The organism is Acidobacteriota bacterium (genome assembly GCA_039028635.1).
Lineage (GTDB): Bacteria > Acidobacteriota > Thermoanaerobaculia > Multivoradales > JBCCEF01 > JBCCEF01.
In genome coordinates, this window is the sequence record JBCCHV010000027.1 from 1 (window position 1) to 26113 (window position 26113).

At 67.2% G+C, this 26113-nt stretch carries 24 protein-coding genes; 10 read left to right on the plus strand and 14 right to left on the minus strand.

Going from position 1 to position 26113, the window contains the following annotated elements:
• The 4 genes from proS to AAF604_12430 all read right to left on the minus strand — a co-directional run.
• On the minus strand, positions 1-1007 hold a 1007-nt coding region (gene proS / locus AAF604_12415), incomplete at its 3' end, for a proline--tRNA ligase (protein MEM7050460.1).
• A gap of 17 nt (positions 1008-1024) precedes the next feature.
• On the minus strand, positions 1025-2893 hold the full coding sequence (locus AAF604_12420; protein MEM7050461.1) for a tetratricopeptide repeat protein: 1869 nt from the start codon (positions 2891-2893) through the stop codon (positions 1025-1027).
• Positions 2894-2896: 3 nt separating this feature from the next.
• Positions 2897-3760 carry a 3-hydroxybutyryl-CoA dehydrogenase gene (locus tag AAF604_12425; protein MEM7050462.1) on the minus strand — a complete coding sequence of 288 codons (864 nt, stop codon included), beginning with the start codon at positions 3758-3760 and terminating at the stop codon, positions 2897-2899.
• Positions 3761-3907: 147 nt separating this feature from the next.
• On the minus strand, positions 3908-4816 hold the full coding sequence (locus tag AAF604_12430) for an AraC family transcriptional regulator (protein ID MEM7050463.1): 909 nt from the start codon (positions 4814-4816) through the stop codon (positions 3908-3910).
• 174 nt (positions 4817-4990) lie between these two features.
• Here AAF604_12430 and AAF604_12435 point away from each other — a divergent pair, with 174 nt between their 5' ends.
• Positions 4991-5929, plus strand: a complete 939-nt coding sequence (locus tag AAF604_12435) for an SDR family NAD(P)-dependent oxidoreductase (protein MEM7050464.1) — start codon at positions 4991-4993, stop codon at positions 5927-5929.
• A gap of 89 nt (positions 5930-6018) precedes the next feature.
• Entirely contained in the window at positions 6019-6678 is a 660-nt protein-coding gene (locus AAF604_12440) for an NAD(P)H-binding protein (protein ID MEM7050465.1), read from the plus strand.
• Here AAF604_12440 and AAF604_12445 read toward each other — a convergent pair.
• Complete coding sequence (locus tag AAF604_12445) at positions 6647-8479, minus strand: winged helix-turn-helix domain-containing protein (protein ID MEM7050466.1); 1833 nt, start codon at positions 8477-8479, stop codon at positions 6647-6649. The genes AAF604_12440 and AAF604_12445 overlap by 32 nt on opposite strands.
• A gap of 211 nt (positions 8480-8690) precedes the next feature.
• Here AAF604_12445 and AAF604_12450 point away from each other — a divergent pair, with 211 nt between their 5' ends.
• Complete coding sequence (locus AAF604_12450) at positions 8691-10904, plus strand: prolyl oligopeptidase family serine peptidase (GenBank protein MEM7050467.1); 2214 nt, start codon at positions 8691-8693, stop codon at positions 10902-10904.
• Positions 10905-10979: 75 nt separating this feature from the next.
• Positions 10980-11555, plus strand: a complete 576-nt coding sequence (locus tag AAF604_12455) for a class I SAM-dependent methyltransferase (GenBank protein ID MEM7050468.1) — start codon at positions 10980-10982, stop codon at positions 11553-11555.
• Here AAF604_12455 and AAF604_12460 read toward each other — a convergent pair.
• From AAF604_12460 to AAF604_12475, 4 genes are all read right to left on the minus strand, one after another.
• The gene (locus tag AAF604_12460) at positions 11552-12457 is read right to left on the minus strand and encodes a polymer-forming cytoskeletal protein (GenBank protein ID MEM7050469.1); all 906 of its coding nucleotides are present in this window, start codon (positions 12455-12457) and stop codon (positions 11552-11554) included. The two genes, AAF604_12455 and AAF604_12460, sit on opposite strands and share 4 nt — an antisense overlap.
• Positions 12458-12515: 58 nt before the next feature.
• Positions 12516-13085, minus strand: coding sequence for a zf-HC2 domain-containing protein (locus AAF604_12465; protein ID MEM7050470.1), 570 nt, complete (start codon positions 13083-13085; stop codon positions 12516-12518).
• A gap of 33 nt (positions 13086-13118) precedes the next feature.
• On the minus strand, positions 13119-13706 hold the full coding sequence (locus tag AAF604_12470) for a sigma-70 family RNA polymerase sigma factor (protein ID MEM7050471.1): 588 nt from the start codon (positions 13704-13706) through the stop codon (positions 13119-13121).
• Between the two features lie 165 nt (positions 13707-13871).
• Positions 13872-15914, minus strand: a complete 2043-nt coding sequence (locus tag AAF604_12475; protein ID MEM7050472.1) for a peptidylprolyl isomerase — start codon at positions 15912-15914, stop codon at positions 13872-13874.
• A gap of 348 nt (positions 15915-16262) precedes the next feature.
• Between AAF604_12475 and AAF604_12480 the strand changes: the two genes are divergently transcribed.
• The 6 genes from AAF604_12480 to ccsA (AAF604_12505) all read left to right on the plus strand — a co-directional run bounded on the left by AAF604_12480 (position 16263) and on the right by ccsA (AAF604_12505) (position 21203).
• Positions 16263-16880: an ATP-binding cassette domain-containing protein gene (locus AAF604_12480; GenBank protein MEM7050473.1), complete on the plus strand. Its 618-nt coding sequence runs from the start codon at positions 16263-16265 to the stop codon at positions 16878-16880.
• Positions 16861-17532, plus strand: coding sequence for a heme exporter protein CcmB (locus AAF604_12485; GenBank protein ID MEM7050474.1), 672 nt, complete (start codon positions 16861-16863; stop codon positions 17530-17532). Before AAF604_12480 ends, AAF604_12485 begins: the two co-directional genes overlap by 20 nt.
• Positions 17529-18188 (plus strand): cytochrome c biogenesis protein CcsA, encoded by a 660-nt coding sequence (ccsA, locus tag AAF604_12490; protein MEM7050475.1) that lies wholly within the window; start codon positions 17529-17531, stop codon positions 18186-18188. The genes AAF604_12485 and ccsA (AAF604_12490) overlap by 4 nt, the downstream gene beginning before the upstream one ends.
• 37 nt (positions 18189-18225) lie before the next feature.
• Complete coding sequence (locus AAF604_12495) at positions 18226-18342, plus strand: CcmD family protein (protein MEM7050476.1); 117 nt, start codon at positions 18226-18228, stop codon at positions 18340-18342.
• A 27-nt stretch (positions 18343-18369) separates the two neighbouring features.
• Positions 18370-18765: a cytochrome c maturation protein CcmE gene (locus AAF604_12500; protein MEM7050477.1), complete on the plus strand. Its 396-nt coding sequence runs from the start codon at positions 18370-18372 to the stop codon at positions 18763-18765.
• 167 nt (positions 18766-18932) lie between these two features.
• Positions 18933-21203 (plus strand): cytochrome c biogenesis protein CcsA, encoded by a 2271-nt coding sequence (gene ccsA, locus AAF604_12505; protein MEM7050478.1) that lies wholly within the window; start codon positions 18933-18935, stop codon positions 21201-21203.
• Between the two features lie 57 nt (positions 21204-21260).
• On the opposite strand, the gene AAF604_12510 is transcribed toward ccsA (AAF604_12505), so the two are convergent.
• The 5 genes from AAF604_12510 to accC all read right to left on the minus strand — a co-directional run bounded on the left by AAF604_12510 (position 21261) and on the right by accC (position 26110).
• Positions 21261-22004: a metallophosphoesterase family protein gene (locus AAF604_12510; protein MEM7050479.1), complete on the minus strand. Its 744-nt coding sequence runs from the start codon at positions 22002-22004 to the stop codon at positions 21261-21263.
• Positions 22001-22519, minus strand: a complete 519-nt coding sequence (locus AAF604_12515; protein MEM7050480.1) for a shikimate kinase — start codon at positions 22517-22519, stop codon at positions 22001-22003. Before AAF604_12515 ends, AAF604_12510 begins: the two co-directional genes overlap by 4 nt.
• Before the next feature lie 137 nt (positions 22520-22656).
• A complete protein-coding gene (locus AAF604_12520) occupies positions 22657-24087 on the minus strand; it encodes a sodium-dependent transporter (protein MEM7050481.1) in 1431 nt (476 codons plus the stop codon).
• On the minus strand, positions 24084-24752 hold the full coding sequence (gene thiE, locus AAF604_12525) for a thiamine phosphate synthase (protein MEM7050482.1): 669 nt from the start codon (positions 24750-24752) through the stop codon (positions 24084-24086). Before thiE ends, AAF604_12520 begins: the two co-directional genes overlap by 4 nt.
• Positions 24749-26110 carry an acetyl-CoA carboxylase biotin carboxylase subunit gene (gene accC / locus AAF604_12530; GenBank protein ID MEM7050483.1) on the minus strand — a complete coding sequence of 454 codons (1362 nt, stop codon included), beginning with the start codon at positions 26108-26110 and terminating at the stop codon, positions 24749-24751. The genes thiE and accC overlap by 4 nt, the downstream gene beginning before the upstream one ends.
• Positions 26111-26113: the final 3 nt, after the last annotated feature.

Consider the following 26113-nt stretch of genomic DNA (forward strand, 5'->3'; position numbering starts at 1 on the left):
CCGACGGGGCCGGCGAAACCCACCGGCGCCCCGATCGCCGCGGCGACCTTTTCATCACTGGCCAGCACCAGGAACTGAGCATCGAGGAAATTGCCGAGCTTGACCTCGTTGACCTCGCGGTCGCCTCGAATGGCGACGGCGCAGAAACCCTTGTCCGATTCGTAGATCAGAGTCTTGACCAGGCGGCTGGTGTCGACACCGAGAAACTCGGTGACCTCGTCGACGGTCTTCTTGCCCGGCGTCTCGACGACCTCGAGGTCGCCCTCGACCGCCGACGGTGCCTCCAGAGGGAGGGTCTCGGCCTTCTCGACGTTGGCGCCGTATCCGCAGTCAGGGCAGCGCACCACTTCGCTCTCGCCGGTGTCGGCCACCACCATGAACTCGTGCGAGTCGGAGCCACCGATGGCACCGGTGTCGGCCTCGACAACGGTGTAGTCGAGACCACAGGCCTCGAAGATGCGCGAGTATCCGTCGCGCAGTTGCTGATAGGTCTCGTCCAGGCTGTCGGCGGAGGCGTGGAACGAATAGGCGTCCTTCATCAGAAACTCGCGGCCCCGCATCAGGCCGAAGCGCGGTCGGATCTCATCGCGAAACTTGGTCTGGATCTGGTAGAGGCTGAGGGGCAGCTGGCGGTAGCTGCGCACATCGCGCCGAACCGTGTCGGTGATCACCTCTTCGTGGGTCGGCCCGAAGCAGAACTCGCGACCGTGGCGGTCATTCATGCGCAGCAGCTCCTTGCCGTAGCGCTGCCAGCGGCCGGACTCGCGCCACAGCTCCGCCGGCTGCACCGCCGGCATAGAGAGCTCGACAGCGCCGCAGGCGTCGAGCTCGCGACGCACGATGGTCATCAGCTTCGAGAAGCTGCGCCATCCGAAAGGCAGGTTGGTGTAAATGCCGGCGGCGACCTTCTTGATCATGCCGGCCCGCATCATCAGCCGATGGCTGACGACTTCCGCATCGGCGGGAACTTCGCGAGTGGTGTACAGGTAATAGCGACTCCAACGCATGGTCTTTTTCTCCTGACCTACTTCTTCTCTCGGCGACGAACTCGCTCGAGCAGCCGAGTCGAGTCCCGCATGCAGTCCATCATCTTCTGTTCCAGGCCATCGCCACGGCCGTCGAGCTGACGGGCCCGCGCCAAGGCGGTGCGCGCCTTCTCCTCCTGACCGGAGGCGAGCAGGGCCATCCCGAGATGGGTGAAGGTCGTCGCCGAGGGCCCGAGCTCACCGGAACGCGCCAGAAAATCCACCGCGCGAACGAAGTCGCCACGCTTGTAGTGCACCCAACCGAGGGCGGCGAGAGGAAACTGCTGCAGCTCATCGGGCGCCAGATCGAGGGAACGGCGAGCGTAGTCGAGGGCCTGGTCGAGCTCCGCTTCCATCTCGGCCAGGTTGTAGGCCATCTCGTAGTAGGCGATGGTCTTGGTGAAGCGGCTGGCGCTGTCCTCGAGGAGTTTCTGGCCCAGCCGATGGCCCTCGCGCAGGCGACCCTGGCTGCGCAGCGCACCGATCAGGGCAGCGCAGGCGGTGGCATTGAGCATCTCGTCGGTCTCGAGGGCGAGCAGCTTGCGGGTCACCGACTCGGTCTCGCGGTCCCGGTCGAGCTGCAGGCACAGCAGGGCGTAGGACATCAGCAGCGTCGGGTTGTCGGGCTCGAGCTCGAGGGCCTCGCGATAGCAGGACAGGGCCTTGGTCGGCCGGTCGGCGTCGAGCAGCTCCTCGCCGCGCGCCATCCACTCGGCGGCTCGGCCCTCGACTCGCGGCAAGGGCGCTCCGGCCGGTCCCGACAGGTAGCGCACCAGATCCTGGTAGCGCAGGCGATTCGGATTGAGCCGCTGAGCCTCGCGAAAAGCCGCCAGAGCCTTGCGATTCCAGCGCCGATCGAGGTACGCCAGGCCGAGCAGGTGGTGGGCTTCTTCGAAGGAAGGGTCGAGCCGCACCGCCTCCTGAAGCTGGCGGATCGCTGGCGTCAGCTTGCCCATCTCGTAGAGGCAGCTACCGTGAAGGTAGTGGGCCTGGGGCACGCTCTCGATCTCGACGGCGCGCTCGAGGAAGACCACCGCCCGCGCCAGGTTGCCCTGCGCCGCGATCACCGCCCCGAGGCTGAAATTGGGCAGAAAAGCCTCCGAGTAGAGAGCCACCGCTCGACGCAACAGCTCCTCGGCGCGGGCGTGATCGCCCATCTCGTGCAGGATGACCCCGCTGTACACCAGACCTTCGTAGTGATCCGGCTCGACCTCGAGCACCCGCCCGAAGTAGATCAGCGCGCGCGACGAATCGCCCTCGTTGAAGGAGGTCTCGCCGAGGAAGAAGGCGAGCTCGGAGTTGCGACCATCGAGGCGATGGGCTGCCTCGAGGAGCTCCGTCGCCCGCGCCAGGTCGGAAACCGTCAGCGCGTCCTCGACCTCGTCCAGGTAGGCCGTGAACTCGGCCCGGCGGTCGCCGCGGTAGAGCGCCGCAATGCGCTCCCGGACGGCCTGAAAGCGCTCCTTCTTCTCGAGAGCGAGGAGCTGGAAGTCCATCTTCGACTCCCACAGGTCCGTCCACTCGTCCGGAGCCAGGGTGCCCTTGCGCTCGAGCAGCTCGCGCAGCGCCGACAGACCGGTCTGCTGGACCAGCAGACCGCGCTCCTGCTTGTGCATGACGCCGTAGAGCTGGCGCACCGAATCGGCGGTGCGGCGCACCGCCTCTTCGAGAATCGAAATGCGCTCCAGAAGATGCTCGTCGAAGGAGAAGCTCTCCTCGGCGTCCTCCTCGAAAAGCGAGTCTTCCTGCGACGCCGGACCCGACAGCACCAGCAGCTTCTGGTGGCAGCGCTCGCAGAACTCCTGTTCGTCGGCGTTGGAGGCACCGCACGCCTGGCAGTAGACGGAGCCCCGCAGCTCACCGGCCAAGGATTATCCGTAGTCGTAGAAGCCGCGACCGCTCTTGCGGCCGAGATGGCCGGCATCGACCATCTTCACCAGCAGAGGACAGGGACGGTACTTGGGATCGCCGAAGCCATCCTGCAGCACGCGCAGAATGTCGAGACAGACGTCGAGGCCAATGAGGTCGGCGAGGGCGAGGGGACCCATTGGATGGTTCATGCCGAGCTTCATGACCTGATCGATCGCCTCGGCGGTGCCGACCCCTTCCCAGAGCGAGAAGATGGCCTCGTTGATCATCGGCATCAGCACCCGATTGGAGACGAACCCCGGAGCGTCGTGCACCTCGACCGGGATCTTGCCCATCTGCCGTGAGGCCGCCTCGACGGTGTCGTAGGTCGCCTGGTCCGTCGACAGACCGCGGATCACCTCGACCAGCTTCATCAGCGGCACCGGGTTCATGAAGTGCATGCCGATGACCTTCTCCGGCCGCGAGGTGCAGGCCGCCAGCTTGGTGATCGAGATCGAGCTGGTGTTGGAGGACAGGATGGTGCGCGGCGAGCACAGGCCGTCGAGCTCGGCAAAGACCTGCTTCTTGACCTCGAAACGCTCGACGATGGCTTCCACCACCAGGTCGGCATCGGCGAGGGCGTCGAGGCTCGCGGCGGTCTGCAAGCGCCCGAGGGTGGCCTCGCGATCGGCCTCCGTCAGGCGCTCCTTCGCCACCAGCTTCCCGAGGCTCTTCTCGATCGCACCAACGCCGCGCTCGAGGGCCTCCGGAATCACATCGACGAGGGTCACGGCGAAGCCGCTGGCGGCCGCCACCTGGGCGATGCCGTGCCCCATCGTGCCGGCACCCACGACGCCGACGGAAAAGTCCGAAAAATCGCTCGACATAGAAATCTCCCTGGGCCGCAGAAGGCGGCGAGGCGCCAGCCTATGGGAAGGGACCCAGAGGGTCAACCGCAGGGCGATCTCACTCCGAAAGCGGCATTGTGACCGCTTTTCCGCGATCCTCTAGCGTAGCGATGGCCTGTTGAGCGCCTACAGAGCCGAGAGCTGGGTGTCGGTGGTGCTCGTCCGGGCCAGCCTTCCCCAAGCTCGAGGAGCTTCCCCGTAGTGGTGGCGAAACTCACGGCTGAACTGGGAGAAGCTGCTGTACCCCACACTGCCAGCTGCCTCACCGATGTTGGCCCCTTGAGCGATCTGCATCGCCGCCTCGTTCAGTCGTAGTTTCTTGATGAACTGGAGTGGCGAGAAGGTGGTCGCCTCTCGAAAGCGGCGGTCGAAAACCGCCCGGCTCATTCCAGCTCGTTGGGCCAGCTCATTGACCGACAGGGACCGGTCGAGATTCTCGCGCAGATAACTCATGACGCGGGACAGGCCATGGGAGGTCCCAAAGGTCCTGCGGATCGACGGCCCGGCCTCTCCGAGAAGTACCGCGAAGAAGAACTCTCGCAGCCGACCCGGGCCGAGCACTCGAAGCGCGAGAGGGTCCTCCAGGAGCTCGAGCATCCGCTGCAGAGCCGAGCTGAAGGCATCGTCCCATCGGACGACGGCCAAGCCCGGGACGACCTCCGCGGACCTTCGTTGAGGCAAAGGGACGGAGGCGGTCTCGAACTCGACGACGGTCTCGGCCAAAGATCTCGTCTCCAAGCTGACGAGCAGACCCAGCAGAGGCTTGTCCGGCGAGGCGACCGGCGCCTCTGCCTGCACAGGCATCGGCATGGTGGCGCAGAGGTAGTGACCTGGACTGTAAACGTGAACGGCCTCTCCGAGGTACGCCCGCTTGCTGCCCTGGACGACGACACAGACGCTCGGCGAATACACCGCCGGCAGGCACGCCACGGGCCGGGTGAGCCTGAAGAGCTGGATGCCCTCCATCTGGGTGGGGTGGGTTCCATCGGTCGGAGCATGGCGGGCGACGAGTCGCCGGATCGCTTCGGTCGTCATGAGGGGTATTGTCTATCGAGATTCCACCCATTTCAATGTCACCGAGGCAAATAGGCAAAAAATCGATCGATAGATGTCTAGTTCTCATCAATATGAGCCCATACTGTATCTCTTGCAAACACGAGCCAGTCGCCATCCAAGAGTTGAAGGCTCGGAGACCAAGGAGACACGGACATGACTTTTGATCGTACTTCCACCACCGAAGACGTACTCAGCGGCGTCGACCTGACCGGCAAGACCGTGATCATCACCGGTGCATCGACCGGCCTAGGGGCCGAAACGGCCCGAGCGATGGCAATCCACGGCGCCGACTTGACGCTCGTGGCCCGCTCGAGCGAGAAGCTGAATCGCGTCGCCGAAGAGATCCACACGGCAACCGGACGGACGCCGGAGACCGCAACGCTGGAGCTGGACAAACCCTCGACCGTGCGGTCCTTTGCCGAAACCTGGCTCGCCAGCCACGACACTCTCGATCTGCTGATCAACAACGCCGGCATCATGGCACCGCCGCTCACCCGCACCGCCGAGGGTTGGGAAAGCCAGTTCGCCACCAACCACCTGGGTCACTTCCTGTTGACCAACCTCCTCGGTCCGGCGCTCCAGGGGGCCGGTTCCGCGAGGGTGATCAACCTGTCTTCGGCCGGACACTGGTTCTCTCCGGTGGACCTCGACGATCCCAATTACGAGCGTCGCCCTTACGATCCGATGGCAGCCTATGGTCAATCGAAGACCGCAAACATCTGGTTCTCCCTCGAGCTCAGCCGCCGCTGGGCGGAGCATGGAGTGTCCAGCTTCGCCGTTCATCCCGGCGGCATCGAGACCGAGCTGGACAGGAACTTGGACCCGTCCATCTTGGGTGCGATCGAGAAGATGTTCGAGGACTACGGGCATCTCTTCAAGACCATTCCGCAGGGTGCGGCGACCACCTGCTGGGCGGCGACCAGCGCCAGCTTGAACGGCAAGAGCGGCCTCTACCTCGAAGACTGCCAGATCTCGAAACCGGCCGAGAGCGACGACTTCGGGCAAGGCGGCTACCTGCCCCACGCCTACGACGAGAAGGGCGCCGCCGGTCTCTGGGAGCTCTCGAATCAGCTCCTGGGAACGAGCTTCTGAGCCAGGCGCCCTCCCACCACGGCCCCTCGATTCAGAAAGACAACGTCCTCACCGAGATCACTCAACCAACACATCCAGGGAGCTGAGCAATGCATGTACTGATCTCCGGGGCAACCGGATTCGTCGGCCAAGGCGTGTTGGCCGAGGCCCTGAACGCCCCCGACGTGAGCGCAGTCACAACCCTCGGGCGGCGCCCCACCGGCACCGAGCACGCCAAGTTGACCGAGCTGGTCGTTGACGACATGGGTGATCTGTCGAGCATCGCCGACCATCTGGCAGAGGTCGATGCGTGCTTCTGGTGCCTCGGCATCTCGTCGCAGGGCCTGGACGAGGCGACCTACACTCAGATCACCTACAGCTTGACCATGCACGCGGCGCGCACCTTGCTCGAGCAGAACCCCGAGGCGCGGTTCTGTTTCCTGTCCGGCTCGGGCGCGGACGGCAAGGCGATGTGGGCACGGGTGAAGAAACGCGCCGAGGACGATTTGCAAGCGCTCGGTTTCGCTGGCGTGGTGGTGTTTCGGCCAGCCTATATCCGCGGCCTCCATGGGGCGCAGGTCCGCGGCAAGCTCTACCGCTTCGCCTATGCCTTGCTCACTCCGCTGTCGCCAATGTTCCGAATCTTGGGTGGGGCCACCTCGAACGCGGAGGTCGGCCAGGCCATGGTGGTTGCGGTGCGCGAAAAGATGGATGGTGAGATTCTGGACTCGCGCGGGATCAACTCCGTGGCGGCGAGGTTTCCGGCGTGAGCTGAGGCGATCGGGACCGACCCAAGGCCTCGAAGCGAGGATCCCCATGGAGTGCATCGAGGCGCGGATCGAGGTGCAGGAAGACGAGCCAGGGGTCGCCCTTCGCGGCCGCACGCTCGAGCTCGGCGAAGGCACGATCGCTGTCGCCCAGACCGGCCCACAGGGTGGCGCGATAGAACGGGTCGGTGGCCTGGTCTCCGGTCAGAGCCTCGCGCTGGAGAGCCGCCAGCGCTGCCGATGGCTCCGGTGGCAAGAGCGCGGCTTGCGGATCACGCTCGCGGCGCGCCGCATCGACCACCCCCTCGACATCCCCGAGCATGAGAAGAGCGACCCGCACGCAAGTCTTTGCCCAGCCGTAGGCGGGATCGCGCTCGAGGGTGCGGCGGCACTCGTCGAGGCCTTCCTCGGGGCGATCGGCAAAGAGCAAGTACCAGCCGAGATCGGACATCACGCTCAAGGACACCGGATCGAGCTCGAGGGAACGGCGCACGGCCGCGATCGCCTCGTCGTGGCGCCCCAGGACCGACAAGGCACCGGCTTGCCAGTGGTAAGTCATGGCGGCATTGGGAGCGAGCTCGACGGCACGCGCGAAGTCGGTGGCCGCGCCTTCGGCATCGAAGTCGGCGTAGAGGCGGGCGAAGGCCCGCGAGGCCCACGCCGGCCCCAATCCGGGCTCGAGCTCGAGGGCCCGATCAGCCGCTCCTCGGGCCTCCCGGAAGGCGTCGACGACGCTCACTTCACCGCCGAAGGCCCGCAGGTTCCAGGCATCGGCGAGAGCTGTCCAGGCGGCGGCGAAGGCAGGATCCCGCTCGACCGCTTCGCCAAACGCCGCGATCGCCCGGCGATAGCCTTCCTCTGAGAAGCGATTCCACTCGAATCGGCCGCGCAGGAAAGCCTCGTAGGCGGCGGGATCGGTGGAGCGCTGGCCGGCCACGGTCGGCACAAGCTGGAGCGCCAGGGCGTCCGCCACCCGCGCCGAAACCTCTTCCTGGACTGCCAGCACATCGCCGAAAGGACGGTCATAGGTCTCCGCCCAGAGGTGGGTCTGGCCAGCCGTCTCGATCAGCTGCGCTGTCACCCGCAAGCGATCGTCGGAGCGCCGAACGCTGCCCTCGAGGACGTAGCCTACGGCGAGCTCGTCGGCGATCTCCGCCACCGTCTTGGAAGCGCCCTTGTAGGTCATGGCGGAGACTCGCGAGATCACCCCCAGGTGCTGCGGTGCAAGCCGGCCGAGGTGGGTGATCATCTCCTCCGTCAAGCTGTCGGCGAAGTACTCCTGACCGGGATCCGGATCGAGGTTGTCAAAGGGCAGAACGACCAGAAGACGGCGCCCCTCCGGGACCGATGCGGAGGGCGGGCCGCTGGCCGACTGGCCGCGCCCCAGAGCCCAGCCGAAGGCGAAGACGGCGGCCGCCGCCAGCAACGCCGTCCCTCCCCAGGTCCAGCGCCGCCAAAGCCTGCGCGCGCCCTCCCCGGAACGTCTCACCGGCGCCACGAAGCGATACCCGCGACGCGGCACCGTCTCGACGAACCGCGGGCTCTCGGCGGCGTCCCCGAGGGCATCGCGCAGCTTCTTGACGGCGGCGTTGAGGTTGTTGTCGAAGTCGACGAAGGTGTTGTCCGGCCACAACCGCCGGTGGAGCTCCTCGCGCTCCACCAGCTCCCCCGGCCGTTCGAGCAAAGCGAGCAAGACGCGCAGTGGCTTTTCGTGCAGCCGCACCCTCAGTCCACGCCGCCTCAGCTCCCCGGAGCGGGCGTCGAGGTCGAAGACACCAAAGCGAAGTCGCGTGCTCTCGTCCACCTCGAAAGTGTAGCAACGGCGGCCCCGAAAGGCCTTCTCGGAGGCGATTAACGGAAGACTAGGAAAGCACTGTTTTCAACACCTTGCGCCTTAAGATTCGTTTCGCCGGAAATTCACCGCAGGTTGCTTGAGTGGGACCGGAGATCAATCCATCGTGAGCTCTCACCAGGCCTTCCGAGGCTGCCCGATGACCGACCCAAGGAGACACTCCATGGCCCCTCGAACCCAGGCCCCTCGACCCCGGCCCATCGCAGGACATGGCAACCGCCGCCCGTGGCGCCGGCAAGCCGCCACCCGGATCGGCCGATCCCTTCTCGGCCGAGGATCGACCCTCGGCCTGCTGATCATCGCCCTGTCGAGCCCCGGCCTCGGGGCCCAGGAAGACCCTCACCGCTGGCTCGAGGCGGTGGACTCGGACCGGGTCAAGGGCTGGGTCGATCTGCGGGACGAGCGCTCGCGCGCCCTCGTCGAAGGGCTGGACGGCTACCAGGCGCTGGCTCGACGCATCGGCGAGATCAGCGACCACGAAAGCCTCGGCCCGCCGGTCGAGCGAGGCGGCAAGACCTTCTACACCCGCGGCCGCTGGTCCGACCCTGCGATCGCCCTCTACGTCTCCGACCCGCAGGGCGAGCGCCTGTTGGTCGACCCCACCCGATTCGCCGGCCCCGAGCGCCGGCTGACCGGCTGGGTGCCGAGCCCGAACGGCCGACGCGTCGCCTACGGCCTGGCGGAGGTCGGCTCGAGCTGGAGCCGGTGGCGCATTCGCGACGTCGCCAGCGGTCGCGATCTGCCGAGAGAGCTGCGCGGCCTGCGCGCCGCCACGTTGGTCTGGCATCCCGATGGCGAAGGCCTCTTCTACGGCGCCTATGACGAGCCCGCCGCGGGCACCGAGCTGACGACGACCCTCTCGGACCAGAGCATCCGCTCTCTACGCCTCGGTCAGGGCAAGAGCCAAGACAAGACGCTCTTCGAGCGACCCGGCTGGGCCTCGGTACTGCGCATCGACGATGACGACCGCTTCTTGGTCCTGACGACCAGCGAAGGCTCTTCGAGCAACAGCGAGATCTTGTTGCTCGACCTCACCAAGCCCAACGACGGGCCGAGCCGGATGCTCGGAGAGCAAGCGGCGTCCTATCGCTATCTCGGCAACGACGGCGACACCTTCTTCGTGCAGACGGATCTCGCCGCACCGCGCTCCCGGGTGGTGGCTGTCGACCGCCGCCAGCCCAACTCCAAGAGATGGCGAACGCTGATCCCCGAAGCCGAAGCCACCCTCACCTCGGTCAATCTGGTCGCCGACCGCTTCCTCGCCCTCTACGTGATCGACGCTCTGCCTCAGCTGCGCGCCTTCGAGCTCGACGGGCGCCAGGTCTACCGCCAGAGCCTGCCCCAGAACGCCATCACCTTCAGCGGCTTCCGCGGTCGCCGCCACGACCGCTCCGCCTTCTTCAGCGCCAACAGCATCGCAATGCCCAACCTGCCCTATCGGCTCGATCCGAAGAGCGGCCGCACGACGCCCTTTGGCAGCCCCGACCTGGCCTTCGATCCGCAGGACTTCGAGCTCCGCCAGGTCTTCTACAAGGGCCGCGACGGCACCCGCATCCCGATGTTCCTGGCCCATCGCAAAGGGCTCTCCCTCGACCAGCCACGACCGCTCCTGATGTACGGCTACGGCGCCTTCGGATGGTCGGCATTTCCATGGTTCCAACCCAAGGTGATGGCGTGGATCGAGATGGGTGGGGTCTACGCCTTGCCGGGGATCCGGGGCGGTGGCGAGTACGGCGAACCCTGGCATCGCGCCGGCAAGGGACGCCAGAAGCAAACCAGCATCGACGACTTCATCGCCGCCGCCGAGTGGCTGATCGAGGGTGGCTACACGCGGCCGGAGAGGCTGGCCATCGACGGCGGAAGCGCCAGCGGCGTGCTCGCCGCCGCCGCCCTGGTCCAGCGTCCCAAGCTCTTCGCCGCCGCCCTGGTGACGGTGCCGATCGTCGAGATGCTGCGCTTTCCGGAGTTCACCGGCGGCAAGCGCTGGGTGCAGGAGTTCGGCTCGCCGGACGACCCCGCCGACCGCGCCGCCCTGCTCGCCTACTCGCCGATCCACAACCTGCGGCGGGGTACGTGCTATCCGCCGACCCTGGTGATCGCCGGCGAGCGCGACGAAGTGGCCATGCCGGCCCACGCCTACAAGCTGGTCGCCGCCCTTGAGGCGGCCCAGGGCTGCGACCACCATCCCATCCTCCTGCGGGTGGCGCGGGACGCCGGCCACGGCGTCGGAGCCTCGCCGCAGGCGCGCCGCCTCGCTTGGGGTGCTCAGCTCGCCTTCCTCGCCGACGCTCTCGAGCTGGAGCTCGGCGCCGACGGCCGGATCCTCGCACCGGTGGCCGCCGAGGCGACGAAGGAAGCCGCCGGCGACGAAGAGTGACCCCGACCTCCGCCGGTGTCATGATGCCGCGCGACCGGGCGCGTCGCGCCAACGGACGGCACCGGCGGAGAAACCATGAGCCTTTACGACACCCCCGAGGGAATCGCCGAGTACGCCGCCATCAGTGACGGTATCGATGGCCGGGAGCTGATCGACCGGCTGCGGACCTTGATTCCGGCGAGGAGCCGCGTGCTCGAGCTCGGGACCGGTCTCGGCAAGGATCTCGAGATCCTCGCCGAGACCTTCGAGGTCACCGGATCGGATCACTCGCCAGCCTTCCTCGAGCACGTCGCCGCGTGCCGCCCCGAAATTCCCCTGCTCCAGCTCGATGCCCGCCACCTGCCCCTCACCGAGCCCTTCGACGCCATCTACAGCAACAAAGTGCTCCACCACCTGAGCCGAGACCAGCTCACCGCCTCCCTCGCCAAGCAAGGCGAACTCCTGTGCCCGGGCGGAGTTCTGCTCCACAGCCTGTGGCGCAACCCCGACGGGGGCTTCGCCGAAGAGCACCAGGACGGACTCCTCTTCCTGCGCTACTCCGAGGCAGCGCTGCGCTCGCTGTTGCCGCAATCCCTCGAAGAGATCGCCCTCGAGCCCTACACGGAGCTCGGCTACGAGGACTCGCTGCTGCTGATTCTGAGGCGTCCCTAAGCGGGGGCGAGCCACGGCTCGCGGCGACCGAATTTGGTCGAGAGGGCGGCGCCGACGCCGATGAAGGTGGCGATCGACCAGGCCCAGATGCCGACATAGGGAATGAACTTGATCACTCCCAGCACCACCAGGCCGAGGGTGGCGGCATTGAGGGCGCGCATCGGGCGGTTACCCATGCGGCGTCCGATCCAAGAACCGAGGGCATGAAACACCGCTACCATGCCCCAGAGCTTGAGAACCAGGGCCAGCACCACCACCAACACCAGCAAGGGCACTCCCACCAGGGCGGCGGCGAAGGCGCTGAACAACAGGGTGGTCAACACCAGCGCCAGAATGCCCACCACGCCGACGAAGAAATTGCGGAAGGGTTCCACCCGGATCACCTGCGAGGTGCCCATCACCTGGCGGCCCGAAGTGCTGAAGAACAGCAGGACCAGGGCGAGCCAGGCGGTCAACAGGGCCAGCTTGCCACCGAGCACCAGAGGGGAAAAGGGCGACAGTCCGATGCTCGGACCCTCGAGCAGGGTGAGCCAGGCGGCGGAGGCGGTGGGATAGGAGACCGAGCGGCCGCCGATCTCGGCGCCGGGCTCGGCCTCGATCGGTCCCCCGAGGGTGAAGACATCGCCGGCGACTCGCGCCGTCGAGTCGAGACGCGCCCCTCCGCCGAGCACGATGACATCGCCTTCCACCCGCCCGGTCACCAAGACAGAGCCATCGAGGGCCGCGACATCGGACCGCGCCTCACCACGCACTTCGAGGTCGCGGCCGAGCGCGACGAGCTGGCGCCGCGCCACGCTGCCCTCGTGCAGGATGAGGGCGGCACTGCTCTCCGCCTCGGCAGCCACCGGTGACGGTGCCCCGAAGGAGATCAGCAGGGCCAGCAGGAGAAGGCCGGATTTCACGTCGGTGAGTCTAGCAAGCGGCCACGTGCCGGCCGCGCCGCGATGGCTCGGCCACCGCTCAGCGGGAATCGTGCCCTGCGACCGGCGCTGGGCGCCGCCGAAGGAGGGCGAAGAGGAAGAGATTGACCGCCACCACCAGGCCAGAGAAGGCCAGGAGATTACCCTTCGAGGTACTGAGCATCTCGGCCACCACCAGCCCGAGCCCCTGCCAAGAGGCCGAGAGGAAGCCGGCGCCGGTCAGCACCGAGGTCTGAGCGAGATCGGCGATCGCCGCGATGGCGCCGAGGAAGGGAGCGTCCGGCGCCAGGCGAGCAGAGCTCGAGCCGACGATGGCGGAAGCTCCGATGGCCAGGACCACCAGCAGTGCGACGGGCCAGCGCCAAGCCTTGACGCTAGCGCCCTCCCAGCCCGCCGAGGGCAGACTGGACATCACCGCGGTGGTGAAATCGGCATGCACCGGGACGTGGCTTTCAGCCAGCACCGAATGCAGGCGTAGCATTTCCCGCCGAGTCGCTCGGCAGCCACCGCAGGTCGCCAGGTGCTCGTCGAGTCCCCGGCGTGAGGCCGCCGGTAGAGCCCCTTCGAGCTCGAGGTCGATCCACTCCTCAAAGGTCGAACAGTCCATCATGTCCATGCGCGTCTTCCTCCGAGCCACCGGTCGTCAATCCCCCACGAACTCGACCAGTTTCTCTTTCAACATCTGACGGCCCCGAAACAGCTTGTTCTTGACCGTTCCCAAAGGCATTTCTTTGGCCCGAGCGATCTCTTCGTAGGACAGCTCGCCGTAGTGCCGTAGGACGATCAGCTCGCGATACTCCCAGGGCAAACCATCGATGGCCTGCTGGATGGCGTCTCCCCGCTCCCGATTCCGCAGGTCCCGGTAGGGGCCCCGGTCGGGACTGGGAAGATCCCAGTCGCGGCTCTCTTCCTCCGACTCTTCCTGACGATGGATCGGAATCAGCTTGAGTCGCCTCCGACGAATCTGATCGATGGCGGCGTTCTGCGCCACCCGAAACAACCACGTCGAGAAGCGGTACCGCGAATCGAACCGATCCAGCGCCTGGTAGACCTTGAAAAAGACCTCTTGCGCCATTTCGTGGGCCTCGTCGAGGTTCCGCAACAGGCGGAACAGGTAGTTGACCAGGCGCCCCTGATAGCGCTCCACCAAAGAACCGAACCCCTCGACGTCTCCTTCGAGAACGAGAACGACGATTTCCTCGTCACTCCGGGGGTCGGTACCTCGCTGCATGGTTTCTACGTGCGATCGCGAAAGAAGGTTGCAAGTCGTCGCCAGGGATATCCGGGCACTTGAACCGGCAACGCCGGACCGGCCAAAGACGGCCAGCAGCGCGGGCGCACCCCTCCCTTGGTCATGAAGTACGTTGTCGAACGCCGAAGGTTCGAAGGCGCCAGCCTACCGCACGTCTGCGCCGGTGATCTCGTCGATGCCGAGGATTCGCGTGCCCGGCAGGATGAGGTCCAAGACCTCGTCGCCGTCCACGACCTGGCCGAAGACGGTGTAGCCGCCGTCGAGATGGGGCTGCCGCGACAGGGCGATGAAGAACTGGCTACCGCCGGTGTCGGGCCCGGCGAGGGCCATGCCGACGGTACCGCGCTCGTAGCGCAGGGAATTGATCTCGTCGCGCAGGGTGAAACCCGGCCCGCCAAAGCCATCACCCCGCGGATCACCCCCCTGGACCACGAAGTCGGGCACCACCCGGTGGAAGGTCAGACCATCGAAGAAGCCCTGGGCCGACAAGCTGAGGAAGCTCAAGCAAGTGCGCGGTGCCTGCGGGCAATCGAGGCGCAGCACCAGATCGCCGGCATCGCTGCGCAGGCGCACGAAACGCGCCGCGGCACTGCGCTGGATGATCTCGCGGTAGACCAAGGTGTCCCCCAGGCCCTTGGCGGAGCCGGTCGGCGGCGCCGGCCGACCGAGGGCGGCGAGCGCCTGACCGGCGGAGCGGCGAACGGTGAAGTCCGAGAGCTCGGCCATCTTTTCGAGCAGAGCGACCACGGCGCCGCGGTCGAGGGATTCGGTCTCGCCGCGGGCGGCGAGGGCGCGCACCGCCGCCAGACTCGACTCGATATTGCGGTCGCCGAGGGCGAAAACCGCCGCTTCCCCCAGAACCTCGATGGGAATCAGAGGATGATCGACGGCCCAGCCGAAGGCCACCGAGCGCATCGCCGGATCGGTATCGCGCGCCAGGATCTCGCCGACCCGTTCGGCGACCGCTTCGGGAGTCACCACGGCGCGCGCCAGAAAAGACTCGAGGGCGCGCACCCGAACCCGCGGTTGCGGGTCCCGCAGCAGACGATCGAGCAGCTCCGGATCGTCCAGGAAGACCGCCGCCCGAGCCGCCGCGGCCCGCCGCCAGAGGGTGCGGGAGGCAGCCGCTGCGGTGACCAGCTCCGCCGCCCGTCCGTGCTCGCCGCGGGCGATGGCGACCAGCGCCTCACCGCCTTCGAGCGGGTCTTCGAGACGCCCCAGAAGGGACTCGAAGATGGTGTCGTCGAAGAGCCAGTAGGCGGCCGCCGGCAGGCTCGCCAGGCGCACCTGCGGGCGGCTGTCGTCGAGCAGCTCCCGAAGACGCGGCACCCAACCTTCGGGGGCGGCCGCGGTTCCCGCTTCGAGCAGGCGAGCGGCCGCCGCCAGAGCTTGGATCGTCGGCCCCGGCTCCGGGTCATCGAGCAGCGGACGCAGACGAGCGAGATCCTGGCGCTCACCGATCCGGCCCAGGGCCCGGGCCACCAGGGCCCGCGACCAGGGGTCCGCCGCCTCGACCAAGGTGCGCAGCCGGGGCAGTGCCTCGGGCCGCGGATTGCGCGCCAGCGCGTACACCGCTCGACCGCGCAGCTCGCCATCGGAAACCGCCAGGGCCTCCTCCGCCAGGGTCACCGTCGCCGCTTCGTCGAAGCGGAAGAGATGCGGCAGCAAGCGGCGCCAGCTCTCCTCGGCAGGCAGCGCGGCCAGGGCCTCGGAAACCTCCATCACCGCCGTCCCGAGCTTGCCGAGGGCCTCGACGGCGAGACCCCCGGTCGCCGAGTCTTCTCCCGCCGCCGCCCGCAGCAACGGCCGACGGGCGCGCTCGTCGCCCATCTCGCCAAGGGCGAAGGCCGCCGCCCGACGCACCTCCGGGGCATCGTCGAAGAGCAGCTCCTGGAGCTCGAAGCGGGCCTGCCGATCGCCCACCCGTCCGAGCGTGACGGCGAGCTCGCGCCGCAGCCCCGGACTACCCTTCATGGTCTGCTCGAGGGTGACGCGCTCGACCATTCGGCGATCCGCGAGGAGCGCCAGCAGAGCCCGTTCCTCGAGCTCCGGCGAGGCTTCGCCGGCACGGCTCGGAGTCGAGGTGGGCGACGCCCCGGTGGACGATGGCGAAGGCGACGAAGAGGGCGCCGTGCTGGCGCACGCGGTGAGCAGCAGAAAGGCCAGGGGGAGGGCGTTTCGCAACATGCGGCGATGCTAGCAGGCTGCTGTCTCAGGAGGGCTAAAGGCGCCCCCCTCGCGTACGCGGCCCGGCCCGCACGCACAGGTCGTGCGGGCTCACCCCTCAGCCGGGCACCCCCGACCTCGGCGGCTCTCGCCGCCGCCTCGCCCGGTGGGCTCGGACCGCGCATTCTTGGCGTTCGATTCTGCGCCGCTACCTCGGCCCAGCAGGGCCTGAGCCCTCTCCAGCCCGCGAATCGCGAGCTCGGGGTCCCCTCCAAGCGCGCTGTCCTGGAAAGCCCGCCCCATGAGGTGAGTCGCGCCCCCTGCGTCAAGGCGGTCAGGAGATCGCGGCTTGCTTGTACACTCGCCACCATGGCCGCGGTTCCCGACCTTCTCGAGTTCACCGACCTGCATCGGCGCTTCGGCCGTCTGCCGGTGCTGCGCGGTGTCTCGGGCCGGGTTCGGCCCGGCGAAGTGTTGCTGATCACCGGCAGCAACGGCTCCGGCAAGAGCACCCTGCTCAAGTGCCTGGCCGGGCTCCTCGCCGTCGATCGCGGCGAGATCGGCCTGCGCCTCGGGGGCCACACGCTGGGCGCCGCCGAGCGCCGCCGCCGGGTCGGCTACCTGGCCCCAGACCTGGCCTTCTACGAGACCCACGGCACGCTCGAGAACCTCACCTTCTTCGCCCGCCTGAGGGATGTGCCCGCGCAGCGCGGCAGGGAGCTTCTGGAGCGCGTCGGCCTGCCCTTCGAGCGACCCGCTGGCGCCCTGTCCTCGGGCATGACGCAGCGCCTGCGCTGGGCCTGGGCGCTGCTCCATCGGCCGCGTTTGCTGCTCCTCGACGAGCCCTTCCAGAATCTCGACGAGCCCGGCCGGGCGACCGCCCGAGAGCTGCTTCAGGAGCACCTCGAGCACGGCATGGCGGTGGTCGCCAACCCCTCTTCCCTCGATCTGCCACGGGTGGCGAGTCATGTCGAGCTGGCTGCGTGAGGCGGCGGCGGTCTTCGTCAAGGACTGGCGAAGCGAGTTCCGCAGCCGCATCGCCCTCAACACCCTCGGCCTGTTCGCCCTCTCGACACTGGTGCTGGTGAGCTTCTCTCTCGGCCCCCTGGGAGCCTCCCCGCTGGGCGCGGTGGTGCTGCCGGCGGTGCTCTGGATCATCCTGCTGTTCGCGGCCACCGCCGGCCTGCCGCGCTTGTTCGTTGCCGAAGAGGAGACCCACACCGCCACCGCTCTGCGACTGGCCGCCACCCCTTCGGCCCTGTTCTGCGGCAAGCTCTTCTACGGCTGCGCCCTGATCCTCGCCCTCGAGATCATCACCACTCCGCTGTTTCTCGCCATGATGCAGCTACCGGTGCAATCGCCCCTCAAGCTGATCGCCGCCTTGGCCGCCGGCGGCATCGGCCTGGCCGCCGCCAGCACCCTGATCGCCGCCATGGTCGCCCAGGCACGGGGCCGCGGAACCCTCTTCGCGGTGCTCCTCTTCCCGGTGCTGATTCCGCTGTTGGTGATCGTCGTCGCCCTCACCCGAGAAGCCGTTAGCGGAGAGCCGGCGGCGGTATCTTTCAGCCATCTCCTCGTGTACGATGGCAGCATCGTCGTCGCGGGATTCATGCTCTTCCCGCCGATGTGGAATCCATGAGAAAACTCCTTCCCTGGCTCCTCTGGAGCTGGCTCTCGCTGGCCATCGTGGCCGCCTTCCTCTGGGCTCCTGCCCTGCAAGGCTTCGTCGGCAACGGCGAATCGAGTCGCATCGTGTACTTCCACGTGCCGATGGCCTGGACCGCCTTCACGGCCTTCTTCCTCGGTGGAATTCTCAGCGGCCTCTATCTGGTGCGCCGTCGTGAGCACCTCGACCGGGCGGCGGAGGCGGCGATCCAGCTCGGCTTCGTGTTCTGCATTCTCGCCACCGCCACCGGCGCCATCTGGTCGAAGCTCGAGTGGGGGGCGTTCTGGAACTGGGATCCCCGTCAGGGCTCGATCGCTCTGGTGCTGCTGTTCTACGCCGCCTACCTGGCGTTGCGCAGCGCCGTCGCCGATCACGAGACCAGCCGGCGCCTCGCCGCCGGTTACGCGGTCCTCGGTCTGGTGGTGGCGCCGTCCCTGTTTTGGATCGTGCCGCGGCTGATGGTGTCACTGCACCCGGAGCCGGTCGTCAATGCCGAAGGCAACGTCGACATGGACTCGTCGGTCCTCCTCGTCATGCTGGCGAGCTGGATCGGCTTCATGGGCCTGTTCTTCTGGTTGCAGCGCCTGCAGGTGCGACTCACCGCCCTGCAGCGCCGCCGGGCCGTGTGACGACCCTTCGCGGTACCATAGGAGGGAGAGTCTACTCATGGACCTGACCGTCAAGCTTGGAATCGTCGCCGTCAACCTCGTCATCTGGACGGGAATCTTCCTCTATGTCCTGCGGTTACAAAAACGTCTGCGGGACCTCGAGAAAGACTCCTAGGTCGTCCACCGAGCCGGAGACCACGTGATGAAAAACAAGCTCCCCTACTTCGTCGGCGCGATGCTGCTGGTCACCTTCGCGGCTTACTCCCTGACTTCCTTCAAGGACACCCTGACCCCCTACGTGTCCTACGAGCAGGCGCGCACCGCCGAACGGGTGGTGCAGGTCGCCGGAGGTCTCGACAAGAGCGACATCGACTACGACATGGCCGGCGGCAGCCTGCGATTCACCCTCCTCGATCCGGAATCGGACGACACCCTGCGGGTGCGCTATGACGGCCTCAAGCCGGCCAACTTCGAGGATGCCATCAGCATCGTCGCCATCGGTCAGTTCGACGCAGCGACCAACGAGCTGGCGGCGGACAAGCTGCTGGTGAAGTGTCCCAGCAAGTACCAGGGCGTCGAGACCAAGGAATACTCCTGAGGCGCTCCCTCTCCTCACTCCCGAGGCCGGTCGCGATGAGGCACCGGACGAGAGGTAGAATCAGTCGCTGACGGGGCACCAGCGGCCCCGATCGAAAATATTCGCCAGGCGGCGTCCGAGCGGGCGCTTCTCAGGCTCCGCCTGGTGATCGCCGGGAGAATCAGAAAGTGGGATCTCTGTCGCAGCTCTATCTCCCCGGGGCGGTTTCCCTCTGGTGCGCCCTGGCCTTCGCCGTCACCACCCTTTGGGGCTATTCGCTGGTCCTGCGAGGAGACGAGACTGCTCGCCCCTTCGCGCGCCGCTCCTATGGCCTCTTCGCCCTCGCCACGGTCCTGACGTCGGCGATCCTCTTCCTCGCCCTCTGGCGCCGCGACTTCCGCATCGAGTACGTCTTCCAGCACTCCGGCCTCGACCTCGCCGGCCACTTCCAGATCGCCGCCTTCTGGGCCGGTCAGAAGGGCAGCTTCCTGATCTGGCTGCTGTGGGGTGCTCTGCTCGGTGTTCTCCTCTGGCGCACCACCGGCCGCGATCTCGAGGCGCCGGTGATGGGCGTCTACACCCTCACCCAGCTCGGCCTGCTGTTCATCCTGGTGCGGGAGAACCCCTTCGTCATGCTGGCCGAGACGCCGATCGACGGCAAAGGCCTGAACCCCCTGCTGCAGGACGACTGGATGGTGATCCACCCGCCGGTGATGTTCATCGGCTACTCGCTGACGGCGATCCCCTTCTCGTTCGCTGTCGCCTCCCTCTGGCGCCGTAACTATCGCGACTGGGCGGCGCGCGCCTTCCCCTGGGCCCTCGCCGGCTTCCTGATTCTCGGCGCCGCGATCCTGATGGGCGGGTACTGGGCCTACAAGACCCTCGGCTGGGGCGGCTATTGGGGCTGGGATCCGGTCGAGAACGCCTCACTGATTCCCTGGTTGCTGCTCGTCGTGCTGATCCACGGCTTCTACATGGAACGCACCCGGAAGCGCTACCGGCGAGCCAACTACATCCTGTCCGTCCTCTCCTACCTGGCGGTGCTCTACGGCACCTTCCTGACCCGTTCCGGCGTGCTGGCGGACTTTTCCGTCCACAGCTTCGTCGACCTCGGCATCTCGCGCTGGCTGGTCGCCCTGATGGTTTTCTTCATCGTGCTTCCAACCTGGCTGATCGCCACCCGCCTGGGCCAGGTTCCGACCCAGACCAATGAAGACTCTCTCCTCACCCGCGGGTTCTTCTTGGTCTTCTCGACCATCACCGTCCTGGCATCGGCGGTGGTCATCGCCGTCGGCACCTCGGCGCCTCTGCTCACCGGCTTCATGGAGAACCCGGGACAGGTGGGGCCGGAGTTCTACAACCAGGTCAACCAGCCGATCGCCCTGCTGACCGCCTTCCTGCTCAGCGTGGTGCCTTACCTCACCTGGCGCGAGCGCCCGCCGCGGGAAATCCTGAAACGCCTGATCGTGCCCTCCCTGGTGGGCGTCGCCGCCTGCCTCTTCTCGCTCTACCTGGGCGCTTACGGCAAGCTCCACATTCTGCTGATCTTCCTGGCAACGGTCGCCCTGGTGACCAATTTCGAGAAGACCATGGCGCGGGCCCGCGTCGGCGGGGTCACCGCCGCCGGCGGCTATCTGGCCCACGTCGGCGTCGGCATCATCCTGATCGGATTCCTGGCGTCGTCGGCCTATGATCGCCAGGTCAAGGTCACCCTGGCCCAGAACCAGCCGCAGACCCTCGACAACGGCACCACCCTGACCTTCACCCGAACCATGCCGCGCACCGCCACCGAGCGCGAGCGGCTGGAGATCAAGGTCGAGCGGCCCAACGGCTCCGAGTACTACGCCTACCCCAAGATGTTCATCAACGACCGCACCCGTCAGCTGATGGTCAATCCCCACATTCGCAAGCTGTGGAACATGGACCTCTACATTTCGCCCATCGAGTACGATCCCGGACGCCCCGCCGGAGCGCCGGAGCGGCTGCAGCTCGCCCAGGGCCAGCAGCTCGAGGTCGGCGACCTGCGGGTCCAGTTCCTGGGTTTCGATCTGTCAGCCGGCGGCAATGCGATGGCGCAGATGGCCAGCGATCAGCCGATCACCGTCGGCGCCACCCTCGAGGTGGTTCACCAGGGGCAGACGACGGCCCTGACGCCGCGCTACACCTTCGACCAGCGCGGCGCGGCCGAAGCTCCGCCGCTGTCCCTCCCGGGCGGTGGAGCCCTGCGGGTCGGCGGCATCAACGCAACCGACGGTGCCGTCATCCTGGAAGTCATCGGCGCCGCCGGCATGGCGGTCACCGCCGAGCCGCCGCGGCTGGCCCTCGATCTCACCGAGAAACCGTTGATCCAGCTCGTCTGGTTCGGGCTCTACGTGATCCTGTTCGGCGGCGTGCTGGCGATGGTGCGCCGCTTTCGGCAGGCCCGTCTGAGCGAGCAGCTCGCTGACGGCGCTGCCTGAGGACACGGACGGCCGCCGCCGCTGTCGGCAGCGCCTCCGGCCGACGCGAGATCGCGCTTACATTCCGAAGGCCAGCCGCTCGGCGAGCATGCCCGGCAGGCCGGCGCTCAGGATGCGCTTCTGGGCCTTATCGATGGGGTAGGCGACGCGATACCAGCGCACCACTCGGCGACTGCTGTCGTAGGTCATGTAGGAGGCTCGCGGATCGCGGTCTCGCGGCTGGCCGATGGACCCGGGATTGATCAGGTAGCGCGCCTCCGGATGGAGCGCGATCCGTCCCGTCTTGCCACGCAGGGCCTCGACCCTCACATGCCCCCCGCGCACCCAGAACATCGAGGTCACGTGGGTATGACCGAAGAAGGTCAAGGGCGAGTCGAAGGCCGAGAAGATCTCGAAGGCGTCGAAGTCGGACAGCACATAGGTATCTTCGTCGAGCGGTGAGCCATGACAGATGGCGACATCCTCCGCCACCCGGATCGGACCCTCCGGCAGCTCGTAGACGTAGCGCCGGTTCTTGGCCGTCAACCGTTCCGCCGTCCAGCGAGCGGCTTCGAGGGCGGCATGGTTGAAGTTCTCGCCCTCCTGGATTCCAGCGACCACCTTGTCGTGATTACCGCGGATGGCGTAGACCTTCGGCGACAGACCGAGGAGGCCCTCGACCACCTGGTTCGGCGCCGCGCCGTAGCCGACCACGTCGCCCAGCATCAGGACGGCGTCGAAGCGCTTGCGGCGGGCATGGATCAGCACAGCTCGCAGTGCCTCCCAGTTGCCGTGCATGTCCGACAGGATCAAGTACTTCATCGTCCTCCCACCACCAGCTCTTCGAGCCCCAAAGCCACCCGGGCGGCCACCTCGCTCGGTTCCTCCCGCGGGCCCATCTCAATCACCAGGTCACACTGTCCGTAGAACGGCAGACGGGCCTCGTAGAGAGCGCGCGCCTGCGCCGCATCCCGAAACAGCGGCCGGACACCCCGAGCGCGGCGTTCGAGACGCTCGATCAGGGTAGCGAAATCAGCCCGCAACCATACCACCCGGCCGAGCTCCCGCAGACGGTCGGCGATCCCCGGCTGCACCACCGTCCCACCGCCCGTCGCCAGCACCAGCCGAGGGGACTGACACTGACCCTCGAGCTCCTCTCGCTCGCGGCGCCGAAAGCCGGCCTCGCCCTCACGAGCGAAGATCTCGGCGACCCGCCTACCGGCGGTGCGCTCGATCTCCTGGTCGAGGTCGCGGAACGGCAACTGGAGGCGACGCCCCAGCATCCGGCCCACGGAGGTCTTGCCGGCCCCCATGAAGCCGGTCAGAAAGACTCGCATGCGATCACCCGGCGATCAACGCCCGGAGCGTTCCTCCTTCCTCCCCTCACTACGCAAAGCGCGAAAGAGAAGCGTCAGGAATCCACCCCAAACGCAGCCACAGAGAATCACCATCCACAAGATCGCGGTTCCGTCCATCAGCCTCCCTCCCCGGCGCGGGACAACCAGCGCTCCATCGCCACCAGCGCCAGCAGCGCAACGCCCCACTGCAGAATGATGGTCCCGACGCTGAACGATCCGAAGGGGTCGAGCCAGTCACCGCCGGAGGCCTGATAGAGCCACCACAGCATCAAAATCAGCGCCTCGAGGGGCACCAGCACGCCGACCACGAAGGTCCACCATCGCCCCACCGGCAGGTCCGACCCCGGGCCATTGACCACCTCCCGACGCAGCTTCTCGAGCCCATAGCTGCGCGCCCCGAGGGCGAAGAAGAGGCCCGAAAGCATGAGGCCGAGGCCCCACACCCAATCCTGATTCTGGAATACCTGCATCGAGAGAGCCGACGGCATTCCGAACAGCACGCCGGCGCCCCCGACCCAGAGCAAGGCGCGGCGCCGACGGAAACCGAAGTCCATCAGAACCCGCGTCGCCAGCTCGAGCATCGACACCAGGCTGGTGAGGGCGGCGAAGGAGAGGGCGAGGAAGAACAGCACCATGAAGACGCTGCCGCCGGGCATGGCCGCGAAGAGCTGGGGCATCCACTCGAAGGTCAGCCCCTCGTTGCCGGCGCCGACGATCTCGTCGCGCGCCCCGGGGTTGATCGCGAAGACGGTGCACAGCACCATGATGCCGGCCAGCAGCGACATCGAGTTGTTGCCGAAGCCGATGAGGGCGGCGTTCAGGGGAACGTCTTCGCGCACCTTCATGTAGATGGCGTAGGTCAGGATCAGCCCCCAACCGGCCCCCGTGTCCCAAGCGTTCTGGGTCAGCGCCTCGAGCCAGACCTGGGGTCGACCGAGGGCCGCCCAGTTGGGGGTGAAGAGGAACTCCAGGCCTCGTTCCGCTCCCGGCAGGGTGATCGCACGGCCGGCCAGGATCACCACCAGGACGACCAGCAAGGGAATCAACACCTTGGCGACCCGCTCGATGCCGCGAACCCCGAACCAAACCACCACCAGAGCGGCGCCGAGGGCCAACACCTGGGTCCCGACGGCGGCCCAGGAGGCGGAGAACTCGTCCCACAGCGCCCCGGGTTCGCGCCGCTGCAGCTCACCGGTCAAGGAAGCGGCCAGGAAGCGCAGGCACCAGCCGGCCACCACCGCGTAATAGAACATGATGCCGGTGGCGCAGAGCGCCACCCATCCACCCATCCAGGAGCGGCCTCGACCGGCGAGGCGCCGGAAGGCACCGACGGTGCCGAGGCGCGACTGCTTGCCGAAGGAGAACTCGACGATCATCAGCGGAATCGACCACAACAGCAGAAAGACGAACCAGGCGACCAGGAAGCTGCCGCCATCGTTCGACGCCACGACCCGCGGAAAGCGCCAGATGTTGCCGGTGCCGACGGCCATGCCGAGGGTCGCCAGCAGGAGCCCCCAGCGACTGCCGAACTGTTCTTTTGCGCTCATCGTGCGGTCCCTCCCTGGACTTCGACGGCGGCCGTTGCGGCGGCCAGCAAGCGCGCTACGGCTCGCGGCCGCGGTGCCTGCGTGACAGCTCCCAAGACCGCTGCCGAGTCGGCACCGGCAGCCAGCACCTCGGGCAGTCGGTCGGCGTCGATGCCGCCAATGGCGACCAAGGGCTTGTCGGTGGCGGCGCGCGCCTGCCGCAAGCCGTCGAGGCCGACCACTGGATCCGGATTCTGCTTGTTGACGGTCGGAAAGATCGGTCCCAGGGCGACGACGTCGACATCCGGGTCGTCGTGGGCTCGTCGCACCTGGTCGAGATCATGGGTCGATTGGCCGATCCAGCAGTCCGGCCCCACCACTCGACGCACCGCCGCCGGCGGCAGATCGCGCTGGCCGACATGCACCCCGGCCACCGGAAAGAGGGCCGCGAGGTCGGCGCGATCGTCGATCCAGAGCGCGACGGAACGGCCTTCGAGGCGCTCCAGGGTGGCCGCTACCAGGTCGTAAAAGCGGCGATCATCGGGTTCTTTCCAGCGTAGCTGGATCCACTCGAGGCCGGCGTCGGCCAGCTCCTCGACCGCATCCGGTAGCGCCGTCGGCGCCAGCGCCCGAACATCGGCGATGCCATAAATCGCCGACGGTTGCGGGCGCCGCCGGGGGATCACTGGGCCGCCGGATCCGGCGCGTTGGACGCCAGGAATCGCTCCATGAAGCGGGTCGAGAAATCTCCCTCTTGGAAAGCGGCATCGCGCAGGATCCGTTGATGCAGCGGGATGGTGGTCTTGATCCCTTCGACAACGAAGAAGTCGAGGGCTCGCGCCATGCGCCGAATCGCCGCCCGGCGATCGTGGTCGTGAACGATCAGCTTGGCGACCAACGAATCGTAGTAAGGCGGGATGACGTAGTCCTCGTAGCCGTGGGTATCGACTCGCGTTCCCGGCCCGCCGGGCAGGTGGAAGGTCTTCAGCGGCCCCGGCGAGGGAGTGAACTTTTCCGGGTCCTCGGCATTGATGCGGCACTCGATGGCGTGCCCCCGCGGCTTGCGACCGCTCGGGATGGTCAGCCGATCGCCGGCGGCGACCTCGAGCTGGAGCCGCACCAGGTCGACGCCGCTCACCATCTCCGTCACCGGGTGCTCGACCTGGATACGAGTGTTCATCTCCATGAAGTAGAAGGAGCCGTCCTGATCGAGCAAGAACTCGATGGTACCGGCGTTCTCGTAGCCCACCGATTCGGCGAGGGCCACCGCCGCCCGTCCCATGCGCTCCCGCAGAGCTTCGTCCAAGGCCGGCGACGGCGCTTCTTCGATCAACTTCTGATGACGCCGCTGGATCGAGCACTCACGCTCGCCGAGATGAATGACGTTACCGTGGGAGTCGCCGAACACCTGAAACTCGATGTGGCGAGGCTCGACGAGGTACTTCTCGAGGTAGATGTCGCCGTTGCCGAAGGCCAGCTCCGCCTCTTCGCTAGCGGTGGCGAATTGGCCCCGGATCTCCGACTCCTCCTGGACGATGCGCATACCGCGACCGCCACCGCCGGCGCTGGCCTTGAGAATCACCGGGTAACCGACCTCGGCCGCCCGCCGGGCGGCTTCCTCCGGCGACTCGAGCGGTTCCTTGCTGCCCGGCAACACCGGCACGCCGGCGGCATCGGCCGACTTGCGCGCCTGGGCCTTGTTGCCCATCAAGCGGATGGTCTCCGCCGGCGGCCCGATCCACTTCAGGCCGCACTCGCCGAGAACTTCCGCAAAGGCGGCGTTCTCCGCCAGAAAGCCGTACCCCGGGTGAATGGCGTCGGCACCGGTGATCTCGGCCGCCGAGATGATGCGGGAGACGTTCAGGTAGCTGCCCGCCGGCGGCGGCGGGCCGATGCAGACGTCCTCGTCCGCATAGGTGACGTGCAGGCTTTCCTGATCGGCGGTGGAGTGCACCGCCACGGTCTGGATGCCGAGCTCGCGACATGCCTGGATGATCCGAAGGGCGATCTCCCCTCGGTTGGCGATGAGGATCTTCTTGAACATCTG

Coding starts and splice junctions, on each gene's coding strand:
- AAF604_12425 (MEM7050462.1), bottom strand. CDS start 3,760: ATGTCGAGCGATTTTTCGGACTTTTCCGTCGGCGTCGTGGGTGCCGGC.
- AAF604_12430 (MEM7050463.1), bottom strand. CDS start 4,816: ATGACGACCGAAGCGATCCGGCGACTCGTCGCCCGCCATGCTCCGACC.
- AAF604_12435 (MEM7050464.1), top strand. CDS start 4,991: ATGACTTTTGATCGTACTTCCACCACCGAAGACGTACTCAGCGGCGTC.
- AAF604_12440 (MEM7050465.1), top strand. CDS start 6,019: ATGCATGTACTGATCTCCGGGGCAACCGGATTCGTCGGCCAAGGCGTG.
- AAF604_12450 (MEM7050467.1), top strand. CDS start 8,691: ATGGCCCCTCGAACCCAGGCCCCTCGACCCCGGCCCATCGCAGGACAT.
- AAF604_12455 (MEM7050468.1), top strand. CDS start 10,980: ATGAGCCTTTACGACACCCCCGAGGGAATCGCCGAGTACGCCGCCATC.
- AAF604_12465 (MEM7050470.1), bottom strand. CDS start 13,085: ATGATGGACTGTTCGACCTTTGAGGAGTGGATCGACCTCGAGCTCGAA.
- AAF604_12470 (MEM7050471.1), bottom strand. CDS start 13,706: ATGCAGCGAGGTACCGACCCCCGGAGTGACGAGGAAATCGTCGTTCTC.
- AAF604_12475 (MEM7050472.1), bottom strand. CDS start 15,914: ATGTTGCGAAACGCCCTCCCCCTGGCCTTTCTGCTGCTCACCGCGTGC.
- AAF604_12480 (MEM7050473.1), top strand. CDS start 16,263: ATGGCCGCGGTTCCCGACCTTCTCGAGTTCACCGACCTGCATCGGCGC.
- AAF604_12485 (MEM7050474.1), top strand. CDS start 16,861: ATGTCGAGCTGGCTGCGTGAGGCGGCGGCGGTCTTCGTCAAGGACTGG.
- ccsA (MEM7050475.1), top strand. CDS start 17,529: ATGAGAAAACTCCTTCCCTGGCTCCTCTGGAGCTGGCTCTCGCTGGCC.
- AAF604_12495 (MEM7050476.1), top strand. CDS start 18,226: ATGGACCTGACCGTCAAGCTTGGAATCGTCGCCGTCAACCTCGTCATC.
- AAF604_12500 (MEM7050477.1), top strand. CDS start 18,370: ATGAAAAACAAGCTCCCCTACTTCGTCGGCGCGATGCTGCTGGTCACC.
- AAF604_12510 (MEM7050479.1), bottom strand. CDS start 22,004: ATGAAGTACTTGATCCTGTCGGACATGCACGGCAACTGGGAGGCACTG.
- AAF604_12515 (MEM7050480.1), bottom strand. CDS start 22,519: ATGCGAGTCTTTCTGACCGGCTTCATGGGGGCCGGCAAGACCTCCGTG.
- AAF604_12520 (MEM7050481.1), bottom strand. CDS start 24,087: ATGAGCGCAAAAGAACAGTTCGGCAGTCGCTGGGGGCTCCTGCTGGCG.
- accC (MEM7050483.1), bottom strand. CDS start 26,110: ATGTTCAAGAAGATCCTCATCGCCAACCGAGGGGAGATCGCCCTTCGG.